Raw genomic sequence first — 18,179 nt, 5'->3', positions numbered from 1 at the left:
AGTTGTTCTATTTCTGGAAACGGGCAAATATTTTGGTTGTAATGGGACTAGGGGGACGAGTATGGTTAAAAAAATTATTGCTTCGGTTGTCTTACTGTCACTGATTACGGTAGCGATCGTGCAGGCGATGGGTAATGAACCGACCAAAAATGAGGAAAAAGATTCTTTGGGAGGATTGAATATTGGCGCTAAAGCGCCGAATTTCTCCCTAGAGACTTTGGATGGTAAACAGGTTGAATTATCGGATTATAAAGGAAAAAAGGTAATGCTGAACTTCTGGGCTACGTGGTGTCCGCCATGTAAAAAGGAAATGCCGGATATGCAGAAATATTCGCAGCAGGCAGGTGATGATGTGGTCATTCTTGCTGTCAATATTGACCCGGAAAACGATGTCCGAGCATTTGCAGAGGAAAATGGGATAACTTTTACCATTCCTTTGGACAGTCAAAGTGCAAAAAATCCAGTGAATGAGCTTTATAAGATTCTTAGCATTCCGACTACATACTTCATCGACAAAGAAGGCATCATCAGGCATAAGGTAATTTCGGCCATGCAACTAAAAGATATGGAGCGAAATATCAATAGCATGCAGTAGCGGAACCTTTTAACGGTTCCGTTTTCTCATGGAACTAAAATATGTTAACAAAATTGTCAAAAGTTAATGAAAAGATTTAAAAAAATTCGAAATTTTTGGTTAATATACACGAAAAAGGGTTAAAGTATAGAGGGCATAGTAATAGAAAATTATCGGTTTGAAAAAACTGATAATTATGACAATTTATGAAATGGAAACCATATAGTCATAATTTTACGTTAATTTGGCCATGCTGAATAATAAACTAAAAATAAGTAGGTGAAAATCATGAAAAAAAGAAAAAGAACATTTGAAGAATTAATTAAAGAAAATAAAAAGGAATTACTGATGGACCTTAAACAAATGGAAAGACTTGAGGAACGTATTGAAAAAAGGCATATGCAAAAGGCTGAATAACATTTGCCAAGGCTTTCGTTCGAAAATATGAGCCTGTACTTTGAAGGTCCTCTTCAATGTGCTGGCTCTTTTTCTTGGCCTTTTCAAAAACTGGCATTCATGAAATGCCTCCTTTTTATCCATGATAAGAGAAGGAGGCGATAAAATGAGTAATCCAAAAAAAGATTCCAAACACTTTAGACCGAGCCATCTGGGAACACAACCAAGAGCAGCCGGTGGGAATAATGGCAAGCAAATGCAGGACAAATCAGGCAAACATGCTCAGGTAATTCAAACTAAAGGCGAGTAAGGATAGCCTGAATAACGATTTGTAATAATATTATTATGTAAACTAAAATTAACTTGAGGTGGAAATAATGGGCACAGATAAACACAATCAGGATAATCGTTTGGATAATGTTGAAAAAATACAGGATGCGATTCAAAATACTGAAGAGAACATAACCGAAGCAAATGAAACGTTATCATTCTCTTCTGGGGAGGGGAAAATGGCAATAGAGGCAAAAAATGAGCGAAGAAGAAAGAGCATTGATGGCATGAAGGAAGAAATGCAAGATGAGCAAGAAGCACGGGAAAGCGGTTATAATAACGATAATATTTAAGTGGATAGGTAGGGGAGAAAGAAGATCGAAATCTTTCTTCCCTTTCCATTTTCCTGTCAAAACAGCATAAATGAATGTTGAACTGCTGTTATGGTAAAATGTTTATATTGCTTTAGAAATGAAAGTGGGGAAAGAAAATGTTCATAGCTGAAAACGAAATTGAAGTGCGGTATGCCGAGACGGACCAAATGGGTGTCGTTTACCATGCAAATTATTTTATATGGATGGAACTAGGCAGAACAAAATTGATTAATGATTTAGGGTTTTATTATGCAGATATGGAAGCGGATGGAATCCTTTCGCCTGTCATGGATATTCAGGCTACGTATAAAACACCTGTCCGATATGGTGATAAGGTAAAGGTAAAGACCTGGATCGAATTGTATGACGGCTTACGGGTCATTTATGGTTATGAAATCGTTAATGGGAAAAGTGAAGTGGCGGCCACTGGTCATTCCTCACACGTTTGTGTTAAAAAGGACAGCTTCCGCCCAATATCCATCAAACGAATGTTTCCAGATTGGCATGAGGCCTATGAGAAAAATAAAAAACAGGATGAAATGGTTTAATTACAATAATTGAGGTGATTTTATAAATGGCTTTTGGCATTAAACGGGCAGATGTAGTGGCCTGGAAGCAGCAAATCGATCAAGGTCAAATTGCCTTTTTAACTCATTATTGGCTGGATGACCGATTTCCTGGTTGCAAGACGGTCACAAAAGTGGGGTGCAAAGATTTAGATCGTTTATCGGAGTGGGGTAAGAAATACGGTCTGAAAAAAGAGTGGATTCATCACAGGAAGGATGGCTACTCGCATTATGACCTATTAGGTGATAAGCAAAAGGAAATTCTTAAAGCGGAAAATATTAATGAATTGCTGCTCGATTAATTAGAAAAAATGCAACAGCAGCTTACAGGAAGCTGCTGCATGGTCATGCACTTTTTTCATAATGAAATTCAGGTTCAGTCAGATTTTCGTTAAAGGTAATATGTAAATCATGACCATCAAAGTACCAGATATCTTTTTCTTCTACATAGAAATTAATTTTATTTATTGTTAATACGGCTGCTGCATTTTCAGGTTCTTCTTGCATGATACCCAATGAAAATCCGCTTTGGACGGTACTATATCCACCATATCTTACATAAAAGCGCAAATGTGAGCCTTCTTGTAGCTCCAACTCATCAATATACCACTTAGCTGCTTGATCGGAAATGGTCAGTTTCATATTAATTCTCCTTCCTAAAGGTTCGTTATTTAAGTATAAAGTAATAATGAAGTAGATGCGAATATTGTGCGTTTCAGAAAGGAAACACCATGGAAATTATATATAATATATGTTTCATTACTCGAACAAGATCCACCGAAGATGAAGTGTTGATGCTATTTCGCAAAAAAGAACCGAATAGGCATAAATGGAATGGGATAGGTGGGAAAATAGAACAAGGTGAAACTATCCGTGAATCGATGGAACGCGAAATTCTTGAAGAAACTGGATTAAGGGTGAAGAGGCTGACCTTTCGAGGGTTAGTGACATGGAACCAAACGGGCGGAATGTATGTCTACCGAGCTGAAGATACTGGGGGGAGACTTAGTGCCTGTGATGAAGGAAAGCTTGCGTGGAAGCCATATCAATGGGTAATGGAGGCGGATGAAGTCGTGTCCAACATAAAGTATTACCTAAGGGATATATTATTGGATGACCCACCACTGGAGTTTGCTTGTATCTATGAAAATGATCAATTAATATCCGTCAAAAAGAAGCATTTGCCTCATGTTGCTAGAAAGTTGACGTTGAACCATTTAAAACCGCCCATGCGCGGTTTTTCTTTCGGTGATTATATTCACGATATCCTTCTGTAGTCGTTATAGAATACTTCAAGGATTCACCAGCCGGGCAAAGGTAAACGTGATTAGAAGAGTTGGAAATCCCGAACCTGTTGCCGCAGATGCAGCTTATATAACACCCAATAGTACGAGATACTTATTTGAAAATGAGATTACACCTGCCTTGCCATATACACAAACAGGCACAAGAAGGATTTTTTCGTAAACATGAATATGTTTACGATGAATTCTATGAATGTTATTGAACGTGAAATCAATGGCGGCCTCTATTTAACGAATCAAATACGTTCGATGGCAAAAGTGGATCTAAAGTATACATATAAAGTTGAACTCACTGAATAGAAACAAGTTTAGTGAGCATCCGTAATACCTCAAGTAGACTGTAGTCAATGGCAATTGGAGTTCTATTCAACTGTTAAAACAAAGTGGATTGGAGCGAATGTCTGCGTTCCATCAACGTTTAAATTGTAAAAACCATAAAAAAAATATAGGCAAACTTGATGAATATCAAGTTTGCCTACAGTCTGATAGCTGCAGATTCCTGTAGCTATTTTGTATTTTCTTTTTCTTTTGCTTCAGCCTCTGCAAGCTTTCTCAGCAAGATGGGTGTAGGCATATGCATGATTTGCTCCAAGGGTAAGTTAAGGGACTTGGATAACTTTAATGCGGTTTCCGGTGAGATTTGTAATGGCTTCATGGATATTTCTCCTATTAGTAGATTATTAACTAGTTCCAGTTTATCCTGTGCACTTCTATTATTCAATCCTTACATGGCCATTTCTTCATTAAACAAGTAACCTTTACCAAACCTTTGATGGAAAGTCGTAGATGAATGCAGGAATCACCTAGTTCATTTAACCTTGACAATGAGTTGGCTGGAGAGCAGAATAAAGTAAAAAGGTGTAGTCTTAACGAACTATTTTTTGGTTTTTATTACGAAAATTTCATTGGATTTTTGATAAAACTGGTATAAAGGTTGGTGTTGATTTGATAGGATTTCTTAAGGTTCACCTAATCTCAATCTATAAGAACAGGAGGTAGTAGGAAATGGGCTTTTTCATAAAAGCGAAGCCGGAAAAAGCAATCTGGCTTCAAAAAGCAAAAGACATGGATGGTATATTGAATGTAAGCAGTGTACAAGTGAGACTTCAGGTAAATATCATTGATTTAAACGAATTCGATTTAAAATTGATTCATGCTTTTAGAGCGGCAATCGAACCTCAGGTTGAAAGAGTTGTGGATGCCTTTTATCAAACGATTCTACAGGTTCCTGATTTGAAAAGGATAATAACGCAGCACAGCACAGTGGAAAAATTGAGGAAAACGCTAATTTCTCATATGCTATCACTATTCAATGGTGTGATTGACGATGAATTTGTTCAATTACGAACGAAGGTGGCGAAGACTCATTATCGAATTGGCTTACAGCCCCGCTGGTATTCATCCGGTTTTCAAAATGTAGAGAATTTATTGCTGAAGATTGTCTATGAACAAACAAAGAATGAAGAAGAGCAACGGGCACTAATAACAGCGATAGGAAAAATACTCAATCTCGAACAGCAATTAGTACTTGAAGCCTATGAAGCGGAAAATTTAAAAGCAAGGGAAAATCATTATAATGAAATAAAAGAGGAAGTGAAAAAGAAAATCTCGCTGATTAGTGAAGAAGTACTATTATTAAGTAAAGAAACGGATGCATCCGTTAAACAGCTGATAGAAAACGGGTATTATGTCAAAGAGCAAATTGCAACGCGGGCTGAACAAACACTTCATTCAAGAACGATAGCTGAAGAGGGGCAGAATCGCATGCAGACCTTGACGGAAAAGATACAAAACCTTGTTATATTCATGAAAAATGTTGATGAAAATATCATTTTGTTAAACCAATCTTTCCTAAGCATTACCGAGTTTGTAAAGCTTGTTCAGGGGATAGCCGACCAGACAAATTTACTATCATTGAACTCAGCCATCGAGGCAGCACGTGCTGGTGAACATGGTAAAGGATTTGCGGTTGTTGCGAATGAAGTCAGGAAGCTTGCTGAACAGACTAAAAATTCAATCACTGAGATAGATGCAATCGTTCATACTTCCGGTGAATTTATGAGAGAAGTGGTTGATTCCATACACAAGGTCAAGGGAGTCGTTCAAGCGGGTGAAGAAGAATCGGATTTAACCGAAAAGTCCTTCAATGAAATTATAGGAGTGATCGAAGGAAATATAACGGATTCAAAAGAGATGGAAATGACAATACAGGGATTAGTATCCGTCATCCAAGATATAGGGAACTCTACTGAAAAGGTGTCAGGACATGCCGGCATCCTGAACAACACGGCAAATGAATTATAGAATATAAATAAGCCCGTGCGGACGGGCTTATTTATATTTGGATATGCGTCAAAACTTCCTCTTAAAACCATTTGACTTTTGGTTCAGTTTTATCGATAATCCGTTTGATGTTCGCCCGATGCCGGTAAAAAATGAAAATTGTCAATATAGCCATTACAATAATAAGGGGAAAATCCTTAGTATGAAATACTAAACTGTATATAAGAGCAAGAAGACAAGCAATCATGGAAGAAAGCGAGACATATTTGGATATGTATAAGGTAATGAAGAATATGATAACGGCAATCACAAAAAATAATGGTTCATAAGCAAGAATGACACCAGCAGAAGTTGCCACCGCTTTTCCGCCCCGAAAGTTTGCGAAAATGGGAAACATATGCCCGATGACTGCAAAAACGCCGGCTAGCAATAAATTCATTTCCACGCCTAGCAATACAGGAAGAAAAGTAGCTAAAGTCCCTTTAAGTATATCCATGATCGTAACGGTAAGCCCTGCCTTGACACCTAGTGTCCGGAAGGTATTTGTCCCGCCCAGATTTTTACTGCCATGCTCCCGGATGTCGATCTTGTAAAAGGTTTTTCCGATAATTAAACCGGAAGGAATCGATCCAATCAAGTAGGCAGACAGTATAGTGATAAATGTAAGCATTCTATGACCCTTTCTTTAAAGAAAAATCTTCTTATTTTATCACGTTTAAGAGGCTGATTGTTCCCTTTTTCAAAAATAGACGTGAAATAGTCAAAAACAGCCTTAAAATACCTGATAAGTTTCTCTTATTGTAACATTTTCGTGACAAAATGGTATGGCTGTCCGAAAAAAAATCCACTAAAAAAATGAATTTCCCTTGATGAACATGCATCTTTTGATATACGTTTAAGTTCTCTGAAGGATAAAGGGTTTATGTTTTCTTATTTTCGTTAATATAAATGGAGGATACCCATTTGTATAAATTGATACAAAACATGGTAGTCTGTATAAAATATAAAGATAATTGAGTGAGACATACCTTTAAAAATACTTTCTCTTTGTTATATAATTGTTTTTCTTTATTATGGTAATAATCAGCTTTTCTCTGTAAAATATCTTTGTTAAGGTATACTCTTTATGCAATTATTACATTTTATTATAAAGGGGATTGATAAGTATGATAGAAAATCCAAGCAGGGAAGAAATGGGTCAGATGTTGAAAAAATCGAAGCGCATTGCTGTTGTCGGTTTATCAAATAATCCTGAGCGTACTTCTTATATGGTATCGAAGGCGATGCAGGATAGCGGGTATGAAATCATCCCGGTAAACCCTGCTGTATCTGAAGTATTGGGAGTTAAGGCAGTGAAAGCCCTGAAAGATATTGAAGGGCATATCGATATCGTCAATGTTTTTCGCCGTTCAGAGTTTCTACCGGAGATTGCTAAAGAATTTGCAGAAATCGATGCTGATATTTTTTGGGCGCAGCTGGGTGTAGAAAATGAGGAAGCCTATAATTTTTTGAAAGAAAAAGGTTATACTGTCATCATGGATCGATGTATAAAAGTCGAACACGCCCTTACTAAGTAATATAAAAAGAGCGGAAATTCCGCTCTTTTTTAAAAGTTTGCCGATGTCTCAGCTGGAGAAAATCAATTAGGCCCAGCTATAGCGGGCTATTAGCGGGCGGGCATAGCCAAGCAAATTTGAGATTAATTTGATTAAAATAGTAAAAGTATATTTGCCAAATGAAAATTTACCGCTACAATTAGTATGGTAGCTATGATACGTTTTCAACAAAGGTGACAGGCACTAAAGGTGCTAACGCTAATAAAAGGGACGAAAAAAATAGAACACTTGTTCTTTGTTCGTTAAAGTATTATACTTTTTATATGATAGTAACGTATGAATTAATTTGTTAAAGCTAGTGAGTCATTTCATTGCAGTATGATTTGGCCCGGAAATTGTGTTTAGTTAGGAAAGGGGAATTTCTGTGGCAAAGAAAGTAAAAACAATCGAGTACAATGATGATGCAATTCAGGTACTGGAAGGACTCGAAGCGGTCAGAAAACGTCCCGGTATGTATATCGGCAGTACTGATGCACGCGGACTTCATCATTTAGTGTACGAGATTGTCGATAACTCCGTAGATGAGGCTTTGGCTGGTTATGGAGACCAAATTAGTGTGAAAATACATAAAGATAACAGTGTAAGTGTGTCAGATAAAGGGCGCGGAATGCCTATTGGCATGCATAAATTGGGTAAACCGACGCCTGAAGTCATTTTGACGATTCTTCATGCAGGGGGTAAATTTGGACAAGGCGGATATAAAACGAGCGGAGGCCTTCATGGAGTCGGTGCTTCGGTCGTTAACGCGTTGTCTGAATGGCTTGTCGTGACTATCAAAAGGGACGGGTTCATATACGAACAACGGTTTTTCAATGGCGGAAAGCCAGAAACGACTCTTGAGAAAATCGGTAAAACCAATCAAGCTGGTACGAAAATCCACTTTAAGCCCGATCCAAAAATATTTTCGGTGACGACTTATAATTATGATATCCTATGTGAGCGTCTTCGCGAATCAGCTTTTCTTTTAAAAGGCATGAAGATAGAATTGACGGATGAGCGTAACGACCATAATGAAATTTTTTACTATGAAAATGGAATTGAAGCGTTTGTTGATTATTTAAATGAAGAAAAAGAGACCCTTCATCGTGTAGTCAGCTTAGAAGGGGAACAAAATGGGATAGAAGTCGAACTCGCCTTTCAATTCAATGATGGTTATTCAGAAAATATTTTAAGCTTTGTAAATAACGTTCGTACAAAAGACGGCGGCACCCATGAGATTGGCTTAAAGACGGCCATGACACGGGCATTTAATGATTATGCAAGAAAAATGGGTCTATTGAAGGAAAAAGATAAAAACCTCGAAGGTACCGATATACGTGAAGGCTTGTCTTCAATAATTTCTATACGTATCCCTGAAGAACTTCTTCAATTCGAAGGACAAACCAAGAGCAAACTTGGAACTAGCGAAGCCCGTTCTGCAGTCGATTCCATTGTGTCAGAGCACTTAGCCTACTTTTTTGAAGAAGATCCAACCACGAGCACCCTTTTGGTTAAAAAATCGATTAAAGCGTTCCAGGCCCGAGAAGCAGCGCGCAAAGCACGTGAAGATGCAAGAAGCGGGAAGAAACGGAAAAAATCCGATGCCATCCTTTCTGGAAAATTAACGCCGGCTCAATCGAAAAATCCTGAGCGGAATGAATTGTATCTTGTCGAAGGGGACTCGGCTGGAGGATCCGCAAAGCAAGGGCGCGATCGCCGTTTCCAAGCAGTGCTGCCATTACGGGGTAAAGTTATCAATACGGAAAAAGCGAAACTAGCGGATATTTTTAAAAATGAAGAGATCAATACGATCATTCATGCTATCGGTGCAGGGGTCGGGGCGGAGTTCAATACGCCGGATACCAACTATGATAAGGTGATCATCATGACTGATGCCGATACAGATGGGGCCCACATCCAAGTGCTTCTGCTCACTTTCTTTTATCGCTATATGAAACCGTTGATTGAGTCAGGAAAGGTTTACATCGCCTTGCCACCTTTATATAAAGTGAGTAAAGGGACAGGAAAGAAGGAAGTCATTGAATATGCTTGGAGTGATGAGGAACTTCAAGGAGCGATAGACAAGGTGGGGAAAGGCTATATGATTCAGCGCTATAAAGGGCTGGGTGAGATGAATGCCGATCAATTATGGGATACCACCATGAATCCGGAAACCAGGACCTTGATACGTGTGAAGATCGATGATGGTGCCCGTGCAGAAAGACGTGTGACGACCTTAATGGGTGACAAGGTTGAACCGCGCCGTAAATGGATTGAAGCCAATGTCGCTTTTGGTCTCGAAGAAGAATCGAATATTTTAGATAATGAAAATATGTCGATTGAAGAGGAGGTCAATAACGATGGTATTTGAAGAAACGTTTAGAGATTTGCCGCTAGAAGACGTTATTGGAGATCGCTTCGGGCGTTATAGTAAATATATTATCCAGGATCGGGCACTGCCAGATGCTAGGGACGGATTAAAACCTGTTCAACGCAGGATATTGTATGCGATGCATGTAGAAGGAAATACGCAGGAAAAAGGATTTAGGAAATCTGCCAAAACGGTCGGTAATGTAATTGGTAACTATCACCCTCATGGAGATTCATCTGTCTATGAGGCAATGGTGCGGATGAGCCAAGACTGGAAGCTGCGGAACGTCATGGTTCAAATGCATGGTAACAATGGTAGTATTGATGGTGATCCGCCTGCTGCGATGCGGTATACAGAAGCGAGGCTTTCATCGATTGCCTCCGAGATGTTACGTGATATTGAAAAAAGGACGGTTGATTTTGTACCGAACTTTGATGATACTTCGGAAGAACCCATAGTATTGCCAGCGATGTTTCCTAACTTGCTTGTAAACGGCTCCACAGGGATTTCTGCCGGCTATGCAACCGAAATCCCGCCGCATCAACTAGGTGAAGTCATTGATGCTGCCATTATGCGAATCGATAAACCTGAAGCGACAGTCGCTGATTTAATGACGGTCATTAAGGGACCGGATTTTCCTACAGGGGGTATCATTCAAGGGATTGAAGGCATTCGCAAAGCCTATGAAACAGGTAAAGGGAAAATAATCATTCGCGGATTGGCGGAGGTGGAAACGATTCGTGGCGGCAAACAGCAGATCGTCATCACCGAAATCCCATATGAAGTCAATAAAGCGAACCTTGTTAAGAAAATGGATGAGTTCCGTCTTGACCGAAAAGTCGAGGGAATCGCTGAAGTAAGGGATGAAACGGACCGTACCGGCCTGCGAATTGTCATCGAACTGAAAAAAGAAGCGGATGCCAATGGCGTCCTGCATTATCTATATAAAAATTCCGATCTGCAAATTGCTTACAATTTTAATATGATCGCGATATATAAAAAACGGCCAACATTGATGAGCCTGCCTAAAATGCTCGATGCGTATATCGAACACCGCAAAGAGGTAATTGTGAACCGTTCCCGTTATGAATTGCAAAAAGCACATGACAGGGCACATATCGTCGATGGTTTAGTGAAGGCCTTGTCCATTTTGGATGAAGTCATTGCCGTCATCCGTGCGTCTAAAGACAAACGGAATGCCAAAGATAACCTCATTGCTAAATTCGCTTTTACAGAAGCGCAAGCTGAAGCCATTGTTTCCTTACAGTTATATAGACTGACAAATACGGATATCACAGCACTTGAGGCAGAGGCAGCGGAATTGAAAAATAAAATTGAGGAATTGACCAAGATCCTTGGCAGTGAAAAGGTGCTTCTTCAAGTAATAAAAAAAGAACTTCGTTTCATTAAAAAGGGCTTTGATGATGGACGGCGTTCCAAAATCGAAAAAGAAATTGAAGAAATCAAAATCAATCTTGAAGTTTTGATTGCGAGTGAAGACGTGATGGTGACAGTGACGAAGGAAGGTTATGTCAAACGGACATCATTACGGTCATATGCAGCATCAGGCGGGCTCGATTTTGGCATGAAGGATTCCGATCGACTGCTCCAGCGACTGGAAATGAATACAACGGATGTTCTGTTGCTGTTCACATCAAAAGGGAATTACCTCTATTGCCCAGTTCATCAGCTTCCTGATATTCGCTGGAAGGAAACCGGCCAGCATATCGCGAACATCATTCCAATTGACAGGGAAGAACAAATCATAAAAGCGATTCCTATTAAAGACTTCACCCTGCCGCAATTCCTCGTGTTCATCACGAAAAACGGTATGGTGAAAAAGACTGAAATAGCTTCTTATAAAGCCCAGCGACATTCAAAACCGTTAGTTGGTGTCAATTTGAAAGGTGATGATGAACTGGTCGATGTTCATCATACAGATGGACAGGCGGATTTATTCCTTGTCACCCATTACGGCTATAGTTTATGGTTTGATGAAGAAGAGGTAAGTGTTGTCGGTGTCCGGGCAGCAGGTGTCAAGGGGATTAATTTGAAAGAAGACGACTATGTTATTGGCGGAAAGTTTTTAGCCAAAGATAGTAAAGAATCTATTCTTATCGTTACCCAGCGCGGTGCCATCAAGAAAATGAAATTAACCGAGTTTGAAAAAACGAGCCGGGCAAAACGCGGTGTCGTGGTCTTAAGGGAATTGAAATCGAATCCTCATCGGGTCATTGGATTTGATACCGTTAACAAAACCGACAGTCTGTTCATCCTTTCGGAAAAGGGAACCATTGAAACCATCCATGCCGCTTCATTAAAAAATCATGATCGATACACGAATGGATCGTTTGTTTTTGATGAAACCGTTAGTGGAAAAGCGAAAGAATTGTGGAAAATATCATTTGAAGATGAGTCTGCCTTAGAGCAGTGAATCATATTTTAAACGGGATGCTGATCATGATCAGCATCCCGTTTCATTTTTCCAAATGAACAGTTATTTCGTTTAAGAAACCAATCCCCAAATATGCCCCTCTTAAGTCAAAAATGACTTATTGAGTCATTTTTAAATCCTGATAATACAAACCTATTAATCGTAATGTGACAACAAATAATTCAATTTTGAATTTTCATGTTAATAGAATCTACTTAACTTAACGGTTTGTTTTTGGCACACTCCTTGCATATTGATAGTATGACTTCTTTATTTTTATGAATGAAGAAAGGGGAGGACAAATGGATAGACCTTGGAAGAAGCATATCCCGTCCGGAAATCCAATGGAGATTAATATTCCTGACATGTCTTTGACAGACCTATTTTACCGCTCAGTCGAACAATATTCGGATAAAATAGCGGTTACGTTCATGGAGCAAAGGTATACATATTCAGAGTTAGGGCGGTTAGTGAAAAGATGTGCCCGCGTTCTTGCTGATGAAGGGATTGAAAAGGGAGATCGGGTGGCCCTTATGCTTCCTAATTGTCCGCAATATCCAATCAGTTTTTTCGGAACACTTTTAAATGGTGCTATTGTTGTCCAAATCAATCCTATGTACAAGGCAAACGAACTGATACATGTCCTGAAAGACTCAGGTGCAAGGTACATCATTGTGCTTGATGACTTATTGCCAATAGTTGAAGCCATTATAGCCCAAACGGATGTTGAAAAGATGTTGAGCGTATCGCTGGAAAAAGGTAAATGTGAAATGACAAAAAAGCTGCTTTCAGTAAATGAGGCAGATTTCTCTGTACCAATCGAACCTGCTAGAGATGTCGCTGTCCTTCAATATACAGGAGGAACGACAGGGCGTTCAAAAGGAGCGATGCTAACCCATCGAAACAACGTGGCCAATACGCTGCAAAGTGCGGCTACTTCAAGAATCAATACGCAAAAGGGGAAGGAAAGGGTACTTGCTGTTTCTCCATTATTTCATGTTTATGGCATGACTTCAGGAATGAACCTGACGTTTTATAATGGCGGAGAATTAATAATTGTATCTCGGTTTGATGTGGCGGAGATCGTCGATATTATTAAAAAACGTAAACCGACTATTTTTCCTGGCGTACCAACTATGTATATTGCGTTATTACAATATTATCAGTCACATCCATTTGAACTGGATTCATTGAAATCGTGCGTTTCGGGTTCATCGCCATTGCCCCTGAATGTCTTGTCAAGGTTTAACGAAGTGAGTGGATCAAAGATTGCTGAGGGCTATGGCCTATCCGAGGCATCACCAGTGACACACCGTAATCCGGTTAGTGGGCTGCAAAAACCCGGAAGCATCGGGATTCCTATACAAAATACTGATGCCGCCATTATTGACAGCATTACTGGTGAGCCATCCCTCTTGGTCAATACTCCAGGCGAATTGGTCATCAAGGGTCCACAGGTGATGAAAGGTTACTGGGGTATGCCCGAAGAGACGCAGAAAACGATTCAAAACGGATGGCTGTATACCGGTGACATCGCCAAGATGGATGAAGATGGCTTCTTTTACATTGTGGGACGCAAGAAAGAAATGATCATCGCAGGCGGTTTTAATATTTATCCAATTGAAATTGAAGATGTTCTATACAGCCATCCTAAGGTACTGGAAGCTGCCGTGTTTGGTGTTCCCGATCAATATCGGGGTGAAACAGTACATGCAGCGGTTGTTCTAAAGCCAAATGAATGGATAGCTGAAAAAGAATTGAAGGAATATTGCCGAAAACAGCTAGCTGCCTTTAAAGTACCTAAAATAATCACATTTCAAAACGAACTGCCCAAGACTGCAGTCGGTAAAATCTTAAAACGAAAGCTACAAGAAAAATATATCACTTATTCGGACAAAATATGAAAACGCTAACAATCAAATCGTATAAAGGGGAATGCAAATGGACTTTCGCTTAGATGAAGACATCCTGCTTTTAAAAGAAAATATACGCCAGTTTATCGAAGAGCAAATCGATCCATTTTCCATGCAGATAGAGGATGAAGACCATATTCCAGAATCCATCATAAATTTATCGAAGGATATCGGGTTATTCGGACTTAGTATCCCGGAAAAGTATGGTGGACTCGGCATCGGTATGGTAGGGAAATGTGCTTTGTATGAGGAAATCGGCAAAACACATAATGGATATACCACTCTGATCGGTGCCCATACAGGTATTGGGACGGTTGGGATCGTCGAAATGGGCAATGAAATGCAAAAGGAAAAATACTTGCCAGATATGGCAAGCGGTAATAAAATTGGCGCTTTTGCTTTAACTGAGCCAGCAGCTGGATCCCATGCGACGAATCTCAAAATGACGGCAGTCAAAAGCGGCGATAAGTATATCCTGAATGGGACTAAGCATTATATAACGAATGCAGATGTAGCAGATATTTTTACAGTTATGGCCGTAACAGACAAAGATAAAGGCGCAAAAGGAATCACCTCATTCATAGTAGAAAAGGATTTTCCGGGTTTTAGAGTGGGTAGCTTTGAAAGGAAGATGGGACTTCGAGGTTCACATTCGGCCGAATTGGTTTTTGAAGATTGCGAGGTTCCGGCTGAAAATGTACTGGGGGACGTTGGGCAAGGGTATGTAAATGCCTTGAAAATCCTTGCAAATGGCCGAGCAGGTCTTGCTGCAAGAAATTTGGGGTCCTGTCAATACCTGCTAGATCTATCGACTAAATATGCTACTGAGCGTGAGCAATTTGATGTTCCGATCATTGATCATCAAGCTGTATCACATATGATTGCAGAGATGGCCATGGAGATAGAGGCACTCCGCTCATTCACATACCGAGTCGCTTGGATGGTCGATCAAAAAGAAAAAATCATTAAAGAAGCGGCAATGCTGAAATTGTACGGTTCAGAAGTTTATAATCGTGTCGCTGATAAGGCCGTTCAAATTCATGGCGGACTGGGATACATGAAGGATTATCCAGTTGAACGTTTCTACCGGGACGCCCGAATCACTAGAATATATGAAGGTACATCCGAAATCCAGAAAAATATCATTACTGGACAATTGAAGAGAAAATATCAAAACTAGTCTAATTGGAAAGTGGAGGGGTTATAATGGATTTAAGACTATCGGATGAACAAAAAATGGTGCAAAAAACAATACGCAAGTTCGTTGAAAACGAATTGATACCCTTGGAAAATGAAGTACTTCGAAATGAAATGGCAGGAAAACCTAGTTTACCAGAGGGGACATTAAAAGAATTACAGGAAAAAGCAAAAAAGGCGGGTTTTTGGGGCATCAATACACCGGAAGAATTTGGCGGGGCAGACTTAGGCCAGCTTATGATGGCCATTGTCTTGATGGAAGTATCAAAAACGTTTGTACCTTTCAGTTTTGGCGGTTCAGCGGATAATATTCTATATTATGGAAATGAGGAACAGAAAAAGAAGTATCTGATTCCAACCATTAACGGGGAGAAAAAGTCATGTTTTGCGATGACGGAGCCGGGGGCAGGTTCCGATACACGTAATATTAAAATGACAGCCGTAAAGGAAGGTAACGAATGGGTGCTTAATGGAGAAAAAACGTTCATTACGGGTGGTAATGATGCCGATTTCGTCATGGTCATCGCCGTTACCGACAAGGAACGTCATCAGGCAACAGGCACGGAAGGGGTAACCTGTTTCATTGTAGACCGTGACATGGGTTGGAGATCCGAGTATATCAACACAATGGGAGAATGGGGACCTGCCGGTTTAGTTTTCGATAATGTAAGGGTACCTGAAGAGAACATATTAGGAGAGATAGATGGTGGTTATAAACTAGGTTTGGAATGGATTGGATTTGCAAGATGGATCGTGGGCGCGCGCGCTGTCGGTTCTGCAGAAAGATTGCTTCAAATGGCTATAGACTATGCGAAAGAACGAGTTACATTCGGTAAGCCGATTGCTGAGCGTCAGGCTATTCAATGGCAAATTGCTGATTCGGCTGTAGAGATCGAAGCGGCGAGGTGGCTTGTGTTGAATGCGGCATACACCCTTGATAATGGAGAAGATAATCGCCATTTAGCTTCGATGGCCAAACTGTATGGAGCGAATATGGGGAATCGTGTCGTTGATCGCGTATTGCAGATACACGGTGGCATGGGTTATACGAAAGAACTTCCTATCGAGCGTTGGTACCGTGAGGCAAGGCTTTGGAGGATCTATGATGGAACAGATGAAATACAGCGGATGATCATTTCCAGAAATTTAATTAAGGGACATGTTAAATTAGGACAATTCTTATAATAGATTAGGAGGAAATGAGTATGACAGGGAGATTTTCAGGTAAAACCGCATTAGTTACAGGTGGAAGCAGAGGGATTGGCAGGGCGATTGTCGAGTTATTTGCAAGTGAAGGCGCAAAGGTGGCCATTATCGATATTAATGAAGAGGTCTTGACATCAACAGGAAATGAATTAAGGGATAAGGGGTATGCCATTTTCACAAAGGTGGCCAATGTGGTGGAATCCGAAGAAGTCGAAGCGTCCATAAAGGAAATAGCTGACACATTCGGTTCTCTTGATATTTTGGTGAATAATGCAGGGGTCATCAGAGATAATCTACTTTTTAAAATGACCGATGCAGATTGGCAAACGGTGATGGATGTACATTTAAAAGGTACCTTCAATGCAGTACGTGCCGCCCAGAAGCATATGGTTGCAAATAAATATGGAAGGATCATCAATATATCTTCCACCTCAGCCCTCGGGAACCGCGGACAGGCTAATTATTCAGCCGCAAAAGCTGGGCTTCAGGGGTTAACAAAAACGCTTGCGATCGAACTCGGTAAATTTGGGATAACAGCGAATTCGGTTGCACCTGGCTTTATCGAAACCGAAATGACGAAAGAAACAGCCAGACGGGTGGGAGTGGGTTTTGAGCAATTCATCCAGGATAGGGCGAACAGTATTCCTGTTGCTAGAAGCGGTTTGCCAAGTGATATTGCTCATGCTGTTGCATTCTTTGCCGATGAAGCATCCTCATTCATTAGTGGGCAGGTTCTATATGTTGCGGGCGGTCCAAAAAATTAAAGGAAAGGCGGGATTTTATGTTCAACGAAAGTATTGGAAAACGATCCAAACCTGTTATAAATATAGTTGAACGGGGTGCCGTTAAAAAATTTGCATTATCAATTGGTGATCCCCACCCGATTTTCATCGATGAAGAAATAGGAAGGCAATCAAGATATGGAACGAATATTGCACCGCCTACTTTCCCCAGGGTCTTTGATTTTGGAACAATTGAAAGCTTGAACCTTCCGAGCAAAGGGTTGATCCATGGCGAGCAGATTTACCGCTACAACAGGCCGCTTAAGGTTGGGGAAGAAATCACCTGTTACACGGAAGTGAAGGATTACTATGAGAAAAAAGGAAAACAAGGGGAAATGGGATTTCTCGCCTTTAAAAATTATGGCACCGATGCAAAAGGGGAAATTGTTTTTACAGCTGAACAGCTTGTCATTATCAATGAAACGATCAGAAGGATGGTGATGAGTAAGTGACGACATTAACCGAACTGCATATTGGTGACTCGTTACACTCTATTGTGCTGGATCCTGTATCTCGGTTGGATCTCATTAAGTATGCTGGTGCATCTGGGGATTTCAATCCGATTCATACGATTGATGAGGAAGCGGAAAATGCAGGTCTTCCCGGAATCATTGCACATGGTATGTGGACGATGGGAAACCTTGCAAAGCTTTTCAGTAATCTTTATGAAATCGGATTTATCGAAGAATACAAGATTCGTTTCAAAGGTATGGTTTTATTGAATGATGTGATAACCCTTCAAGCGGATTTAATAGAAAAAAAAGAAGATAGGTATTTTTTCAAAGTTGCAGCCACTAATCAGTCAGGGAAGGAAGCGATCAGTGGAGAGGTTATTTTTAAGGTCTTCTGAAGGAAAGTAGTGATGAAATTAATTTCATCACTACTTTTTTTAGGAGTAAAATTCGACAATTTTA

Annotated in this window: 21 protein-coding genes; 18 read left to right on the top strand and 3 right to left on the bottom strand. The window is 40.1% G+C overall.

The genetic code is table 11. The features are described from left to right. Positions 1–61 precede the first annotated feature (61 nt). The 6 genes from LQ203_RS05295 to LQ203_RS05270 all read left to right on the top strand — a co-directional run bounded on the left by LQ203_RS05295 (position 62) and on the right by LQ203_RS05270 (position 2,482). Positions 62–595: a TlpA disulfide reductase family protein gene (locus LQ203_RS05295; RefSeq protein WP_230156361.1), complete on the top strand. Its 534-nt coding sequence runs from the start codon at positions 62–64 to the stop codon at positions 593–595. Between the two features lie 264 nt (positions 596–859). Next, positions 860–991: an FbpB family small basic protein gene (locus LQ203_RS05290; RefSeq protein ID WP_230156713.1), complete on the top strand. Its 132-nt coding sequence runs from the start codon at positions 860–862 to the stop codon at positions 989–991. Positions 992–1,136: 145 nt separating this feature from the next. Continuing rightward, positions 1,137–1,280 (top strand): acid-soluble spore protein N, encoded by a 144-nt coding sequence (locus tag LQ203_RS05285; protein WP_230156360.1) that lies wholly within the window; start codon positions 1,137–1,139, stop codon positions 1,278–1,280. 67 nt (positions 1,281–1,347) lie between these two features. Then, entirely contained in the window at positions 1,348–1,593 is a 246-nt protein-coding gene (tlp, locus tag LQ203_RS05280; protein WP_230156359.1) for a small acid-soluble spore protein Tlp, read from the top strand. A gap of 137 nt (positions 1,594–1,730) precedes the next feature. Further along, positions 1,731–2,162 (top strand): thioesterase family protein, encoded by a 432-nt coding sequence (locus LQ203_RS05275; RefSeq protein ID WP_230156358.1) that lies wholly within the window; start codon positions 1,731–1,733, stop codon positions 2,160–2,162. Positions 2,163–2,188: 26 nt separating this feature from the next. Further along, positions 2,189–2,482, top strand: a complete 294-nt coding sequence (locus tag LQ203_RS05270) for a hypothetical protein (protein WP_230156357.1) — start codon at positions 2,189–2,191, stop codon at positions 2,480–2,482. Positions 2,483–2,525: 43 nt separating this feature from the next. On the opposite strand, the gene LQ203_RS05265 is transcribed toward LQ203_RS05270, so the two are convergent. Further along, complete coding sequence (locus LQ203_RS05265; protein ID WP_230156356.1) at positions 2,526–2,822, bottom strand: HesB/YadR/YfhF family protein; 297 nt, start codon at positions 2,820–2,822, stop codon at positions 2,526–2,528. Between the two features lie 89 nt (positions 2,823–2,911). On the opposite strand from LQ203_RS05265, the gene LQ203_RS05260 reads away from it, so the two are divergent. After that, complete coding sequence (locus LQ203_RS05260) at positions 2,912–3,457, top strand: 8-oxo-dGTP diphosphatase (protein WP_230156355.1); 546 nt, start codon at positions 2,912–2,914, stop codon at positions 3,455–3,457. A 192-nt stretch (positions 3,458–3,649) separates the two neighbouring features. Continuing rightward, a complete protein-coding gene (locus LQ203_RS27435) occupies positions 3,650–3,784 on the top strand; it encodes a hypothetical protein (RefSeq protein WP_290370526.1) in 135 nt (44 codons plus the stop codon). Positions 3,785–3,989: 205 nt separating this feature from the next. Here the strand turns inward: LQ203_RS27435 and LQ203_RS05255 are convergent, their stop codons facing one another. Beyond that, positions 3,990–4,139: a YycC family protein gene (locus LQ203_RS05255; protein WP_230156354.1), complete on the bottom strand. Its 150-nt coding sequence runs from the start codon at positions 4,137–4,139 to the stop codon at positions 3,990–3,992. A gap of 350 nt (positions 4,140–4,489) precedes the next feature. Between LQ203_RS05255 and LQ203_RS05250 the strand changes: the two genes are divergently transcribed. Next, entirely contained in the window at positions 4,490–5,788 is a 1,299-nt protein-coding gene (locus LQ203_RS05250; protein WP_230156353.1) for a globin-coupled sensor protein, read from the top strand. Positions 5,789–5,849: 61 nt separating this feature from the next. Here LQ203_RS05250 and plsY read toward each other — a convergent pair whose 3' ends face one another. Beyond that, complete coding sequence (gene plsY / locus LQ203_RS05245; protein ID WP_230156352.1) at positions 5,850–6,437, bottom strand: glycerol-3-phosphate 1-O-acyltransferase PlsY; 588 nt, start codon at positions 6,435–6,437, stop codon at positions 5,850–5,852. Positions 6,438–6,933: 496 nt separating this feature from the next. On the opposite strand from plsY, the gene LQ203_RS05240 reads away from it, so the two are divergent. The 9 genes from LQ203_RS05240 (at position 6,934) to LQ203_RS05200 (ending at position 18,115) form a co-directional block, all read left to right on the top strand. Continuing rightward, a complete protein-coding gene (locus LQ203_RS05240) occupies positions 6,934–7,344 on the top strand; it encodes a CoA-binding protein (RefSeq protein ID WP_230156350.1) in 411 nt (136 codons plus the stop codon). Positions 7,345–7,747: 403 nt separating this feature from the next. Further along, a complete protein-coding gene (parE, locus tag LQ203_RS05235; RefSeq protein ID WP_230156348.1) occupies positions 7,748–9,733 on the top strand; it encodes a DNA topoisomerase IV subunit B in 1,986 nt (661 codons plus the stop codon). Then, on the top strand, positions 9,723–12,167 hold the full coding sequence (parC, locus tag LQ203_RS05230) for a DNA topoisomerase IV subunit A (RefSeq protein WP_230156345.1): 2,445 nt from the start codon (positions 9,723–9,725) through the stop codon (positions 12,165–12,167). Before parE ends, parC begins: the two co-directional genes overlap by 11 nt. Before the next feature lie 302 nt (positions 12,168–12,469). Continuing rightward, positions 12,470–14,071, top strand: coding sequence for a long-chain fatty acid--CoA ligase (locus LQ203_RS05225; RefSeq protein ID WP_230156343.1), 1,602 nt, complete (start codon positions 12,470–12,472; stop codon positions 14,069–14,071). Between the two features lie 37 nt (positions 14,072–14,108). After that, positions 14,109–15,260 (top strand): acyl-CoA dehydrogenase family protein, encoded by a 1,152-nt coding sequence (locus LQ203_RS05220; protein ID WP_230156342.1) that lies wholly within the window; start codon positions 14,109–14,111, stop codon positions 15,258–15,260. A 26-nt stretch (positions 15,261–15,286) separates the two neighbouring features. Beyond that, the gene (locus LQ203_RS05215) at positions 15,287–16,462 is read left to right on the top strand and encodes an acyl-CoA dehydrogenase family protein (RefSeq protein ID WP_230156341.1); all 1,176 of its coding nucleotides are present in this window, start codon (positions 15,287–15,289) and stop codon (positions 16,460–16,462) included. A 20-nt stretch (positions 16,463–16,482) separates the two neighbouring features. Further along, on the top strand, positions 16,483–17,247 hold the full coding sequence (locus tag LQ203_RS05210; RefSeq protein WP_230156340.1) for an SDR family NAD(P)-dependent oxidoreductase: 765 nt from the start codon (positions 16,483–16,485) through the stop codon (positions 17,245–17,247). Between the two features lie 17 nt (positions 17,248–17,264). Next, positions 17,265–17,717, top strand: a complete 453-nt coding sequence (locus LQ203_RS05205) for a MaoC family dehydratase N-terminal domain-containing protein (protein ID WP_230156339.1) — start codon at positions 17,265–17,267, stop codon at positions 17,715–17,717. Next, entirely contained in the window at positions 17,714–18,115 is a 402-nt protein-coding gene (locus LQ203_RS05200) for a MaoC/PaaZ C-terminal domain-containing protein (protein WP_230156338.1), read from the top strand. The genes LQ203_RS05205 and LQ203_RS05200 overlap by 4 nt, the downstream gene beginning before the upstream one ends. Positions 18,116–18,179 lie beyond the last annotated feature (64 nt).

The sequence above is a fragment of the Peribacillus sp. Bi96 genome (genome assembly GCF_918698115.1).
Classification (GTDB): Bacteria; Bacillota; Bacilli; order Bacillales; family DSM-1321; genus Peribacillus.
The sequence above is the reverse complement of the archived record's forward strand: the minus strand, read 5'-3'. Positions and strand labels throughout refer to the sequence as shown.

What these genes read in the sequence shown, in the direction of transcription:
- plsY (WP_230156352.1), bottom strand. Translation starts at nt 6,437, where the DNA reads ATGCTTACATTTATCACTATACTGTCTGCCTACTTGATTGGATCGATT.
- LQ203_RS05220 (WP_230156342.1), top strand. Translation starts at nt 14,109, where the DNA reads ATGGACTTTCGCTTAGATGAAGACATCCTGCTTTTAAAAGAAAATATA.
- LQ203_RS05250 (WP_230156353.1), top strand. Translation starts at nt 4,490, where the DNA reads ATGGGCTTTTTCATAAAAGCGAAGCCGGAAAAAGCAATCTGGCTTCAA.
- LQ203_RS05240 (WP_230156350.1), top strand. Translation starts at nt 6,934, where the DNA reads ATGATAGAAAATCCAAGCAGGGAAGAAATGGGTCAGATGTTGAAAAAA.
- LQ203_RS05260 (WP_230156355.1), top strand. Translation starts at nt 2,912, where the DNA reads ATGGAAATTATATATAATATATGTTTCATTACTCGAACAAGATCCACC.
- tlp (WP_230156359.1), top strand. Translation starts at nt 1,348, where the DNA reads ATGGGCACAGATAAACACAATCAGGATAATCGTTTGGATAATGTTGAA.
- LQ203_RS05255 (WP_230156354.1), bottom strand. Translation starts at nt 4,139, where the DNA reads ATGAAGCCATTACAAATCTCACCGGAAACCGCATTAAAGTTATCCAAG.
- LQ203_RS05210 (WP_230156340.1), top strand. Translation starts at nt 16,483, where the DNA reads ATGACAGGGAGATTTTCAGGTAAAACCGCATTAGTTACAGGTGGAAGC.
- LQ203_RS05215 (WP_230156341.1), top strand. Translation starts at nt 15,287, where the DNA reads ATGGATTTAAGACTATCGGATGAACAAAAAATGGTGCAAAAAACAATA.
- LQ203_RS05205 (WP_230156339.1), top strand. Translation starts at nt 17,265, where the DNA reads ATGTTCAACGAAAGTATTGGAAAACGATCCAAACCTGTTATAAATATA.
- LQ203_RS05285 (WP_230156360.1), top strand. Translation starts at nt 1,137, where the DNA reads ATGAGTAATCCAAAAAAAGATTCCAAACACTTTAGACCGAGCCATCTG.
- LQ203_RS05225 (WP_230156343.1), top strand. Translation starts at nt 12,470, where the DNA reads ATGGATAGACCTTGGAAGAAGCATATCCCGTCCGGAAATCCAATGGAG.
- LQ203_RS27435 (WP_290370526.1), top strand. Translation starts at nt 3,650, where the DNA reads ATGAATATGTTTACGATGAATTCTATGAATGTTATTGAACGTGAAATC.
- parC (WP_230156345.1), top strand. Translation starts at nt 9,723, where the DNA reads ATGGTATTTGAAGAAACGTTTAGAGATTTGCCGCTAGAAGACGTTATT.
- LQ203_RS05265 (WP_230156356.1), bottom strand. Translation starts at nt 2,822, where the DNA reads ATGAAACTGACCATTTCCGATCAAGCAGCTAAGTGGTATATTGATGAG.
- LQ203_RS05275 (WP_230156358.1), top strand. Translation starts at nt 1,731, where the DNA reads ATGTTCATAGCTGAAAACGAAATTGAAGTGCGGTATGCCGAGACGGAC.
- LQ203_RS05270 (WP_230156357.1), top strand. Translation starts at nt 2,189, where the DNA reads ATGGCTTTTGGCATTAAACGGGCAGATGTAGTGGCCTGGAAGCAGCAA.
- LQ203_RS05295 (WP_230156361.1), top strand. Translation starts at nt 62, where the DNA reads ATGGTTAAAAAAATTATTGCTTCGGTTGTCTTACTGTCACTGATTACG.